The 3386-nt window shown below is 66.4% G+C and carries 1 protein-coding gene; it reads right to left on the bottom strand.

Annotation, left to right across the window (positions count from 1 at the left end; translation table 11 throughout):
- On the bottom strand, window positions 1-3386 hold a 3386-nt coding region (locus GJ654_RS20935), incomplete at both ends, for a beta strand repeat-containing protein (protein ID WP_196305647.1).

Genomic DNA, 3386 nt, shown 5'->3' with positions numbered 1-3386 from the left:
AGGGTCAGGTTTTCGAGATTGTCGCCGAGCGTGAGGCTCACCGAGCTCTGCACCGTGTCCGTTCCGGCATTCGCCGCCTCGGTGATGGTGTCGCCGCCATCGGTGACATAGGTGTCGTCGCCGAGGCCGCCGATCAGGACGTCAGCTCCACCCGCGCCGTTCAGCACATTGGCGGCGTCGTTGCCGGTGATGGTGTTGTCTAGCGCGTTGCCGGTTCCGTCGGAGGCGGTCCCGGTGAGGGTCAGGTTTTCGAGATTGTCCCCCAGCGTCAGGCTCACAGAACTCTGCACCGTGTCCGTTCCGGCATTCGCCGCCTCGGTGATGGTGTCGCCGCCATCGGTGACATAGGTGTCGTCGCCGAGGCCGCCGATCAGCGTGTCGGTCCCGCTGCCGCCGTTGAGCACGTTGGCGGCGTCGTTGCCGACGATCGTGTTGTTGAGCGCGTTGCCAGTTCCGTTGATCGCCGCGGTCCCGGTGAGGGTCAGGTTCTCGACGTTCGCCCCGAGCGTCAGGCTCACAGAACTCTGAACCGTGTCCGTGCCGGCATTCGCCGCCTCGGTGATCGTGTCGCCGCCGTCGGTGACATAGGTGTCGTCGCCGAGGCCGCCGATCAACGTGTCCGTCCCGCCGCCGCCGTTGAGCACATTGGCGGCGGCATTGCCGGTCATCGTGTTGTTGAGCGCGTTGCCGGTTCCGTTGATCGCCGCTGTTCCGGTAAGGGTCAGGTTTTCAAGGTTGGCGCCGAGCGTGAGGCTCACCGAGCTCTGCACCGTGTCCGTTCCGGCGCTGGCGGCTTCGGTGATCGTGTCGCCGCCATCGGTGACATAGGTGTCGTTGCCGAGACCGCCGATCAGCGTGTCGGTCCCGCCGCCGCCGTTGAGCACATTGGCGGCGTCGTTGCCGACGATCGTGTTGTTGAGCGCATTGCCGGTTCCGTTGATCGCGGCGGTCCCGGTGAGGGTCAGGTTTTCGAGATTGGCGCCGAGCGTCAGTGTGACCGAGCTCTGCACCGTGTCCGCGCCGGCGCTGGCGGCTTCGGTGATGGTGTCGCCGCCATCGGTGATAAAGGTGTCGTTACCCAGCCCGCCGATCATGACGTCCGCGCCGCCGGCGCCGTTGAGGATGTCGTCGCCGGCGCCGCCGTCAAGGATGTTGGCGAAAGCGTCGCCCGTCAGTTGGTCGTTGAAACCCGACCCCGTGAGATTGGCGAAATTTTTGAGCGTGTCGGTCCCGGCCCCGCCGGTGTTCTGCGCGGCAGTGGTCGCCAGGTTGACCGTCACGCCGGCCGTGGCGCCTGCGTAGGACACCGTGTCGCCCTCACCGCCGCCATCGAGGACATCGTTTCCGGCGCCGCCCTCCAGAACGTCGACGCCACCCAGGCCATAAATCGTGTCGGCGCCCGCGCCGCCCCTCAGTATGTCGGCGTAGCTTGAACCGGAAAAAACGTCCGCATTGGACGAGCCGGTAACCGTCACGCCCGCCGTCAAGCTGTAGCCATCCACATTGACGGAGTCGGCGCCGGTCACGCGGCTGGTGAAGTCGATCGCGCCGCCGGCGCCGCGCAGATAGACCTGGATCTGCGTGGTGGGATGGCCGCTGTCGATCAGGCTGGAGAAGGCGGAGAGCTGCGCCGTCGTGGCGTAGACAGAATAGGTGTCGAGCACTTCGACATTGCTGAAGCTGTAGCTGCCGAGGTCGTAGGACTTGACCGTATCGGTCTCGGTTCCGCCGTCAATCGTTCCGGCGCCGCCGACGTTGAGCTGGAAGGTGTCGGCGCCGGCGCCGCCGTTGAACGTGTCGGCGTCGCCGCTGTAGCTGTCGTTGAACGTGTCGGCGCCCGCGCCGCCATTCAGAACGTCGTTGAACTGCGAATCGTTAAACACGTCGGCATTGGACGAGCCGGTGACTGTCGCGCCCGCCGTCAGTCCGCCGTCCGAGATGTTGACGGAGTCAGCGCCGGTCACGCGGCTGGTGAAATCCACCACGCCGCCGGCGCCGCGCAGGTAAACCTGGAACTGCGTCGTGGCGCTGCCGCTGTCGATCAGGCTGGTGAAGGCGGAGAGCTGCGCGGTGGTGGCGTAGACGGACCAGGTTTCGAGCACCTCGACATTGCTGAAGCTGCAGCCGCCGAGGTCGCTGGATTTGACCGTGTCGGTCTCGGTTCCGCCATCCACCGTTCCGGCGCCGCCGGCGTAGAGCAGGAAGGTGTCGGCCCCGGCGCCGCCGTTCAACGTGTCGGTGTCGTTAGCGGAGTTGTCGTTGAACGTGTCGGACCCCGCGCCGCCGTTCAGAACATCGTCAAACTGCGAGTCGTTGAGGACGTCGGCGTTGGAGGAGCCGGTGACCGTCATGCCCGCCGTCAGCCCGCCATCGGCGACGACGACGGAGTCGGCGCCCGTCACGCGGCTGGTGAAGTCGATCGCGCCGCCGGCGCCGCGCAGGTGAAACTGGATCTGCGTCGTGGCGGCGCCGCTGTCGATCAGGCTGGAGAAGGCGGAGAGCTGCGCGGTGGTGGCGGAGACGTCGTAGGTGTCGAGCACCTCGACATTGCTGAAGCTGTAACCGCCGAGGTCGTATGCCTTGACGGTGTCGGTGTCGGTTCCGCCATCCACCGCGCCGGCCCCGCCGTTGAGCTGGAAGGTATCGGCGCCGGCGCCGCCGTTCAGCGTGTCGGTATCGCCACTGTGGTCGTCATTGAACGTGTCGGCGCCTGCGCCGCCGTTCAAGGTGTCATTAAATTGCGAATCCCTGAGCGCGTCGGCATTGGACGAACCGGTGACCGTCATTCCCGTCGTCAATCCGCCGTCGGAGACGTTGACGGAATCGGCGCCGGTCACGCGGCTGGTGAAGTCGATCGCGCCGCCGGCGCCGCGCAGGTAAACCTGGAACTGCGTCGTGGCGGCGCCGCCGTCGATCAGGCTGGTAAAGGCGGAGAGCTGCGCCGTCGTGGCGAAGACGAAGTAGGTGTCGAGCACCTCGACATTGCTGAAGCTGTAGCCGCCGAGGTCGTAAGACTTGACCGTGTCGGTGTCGGCTCCGCCATCCACCGCGCCGGCGCCGCCGACGTTGAGCTGGAAGGTGTCGGCGCCGGCGCCGCCGTTGAACGTGTCGGCGTCGCCGCTGTAGCTGTCGTTGAACGTGTCGGCGCCCGCGCCGCCATTCAGAACGTCGTTGAACTGCGAATCGTTAAACACGTCGGCATTGGACGAGCCGGTGACTGTCGCGCCCGCCGTCAGTCCGCCGTCCGAGATGTTGACGGAGTCAGCGCCGGTCACGCGGCTGGTGAAATCCACCACGCCGCCGGCGCCGCGCAGGTAAACCTGGAACTGCGTCGTGGCGCTGCCGCTGTCGATCAGGCTGGTGAAGGCGGAGAGCTGCGCGGTGGT

Source organism: Rhodoblastus acidophilus (assembly GCF_009720655.1).
GTDB classification, from domain to species: Bacteria; Pseudomonadota; Alphaproteobacteria; order Rhizobiales; family Beijerinckiaceae; genus Rhodoblastus; species Rhodoblastus acidophilus_A.
Note: the sequence above shows the minus strand (reverse complement) of the source record. Positions and strands in the feature narration are given on the sequence as shown.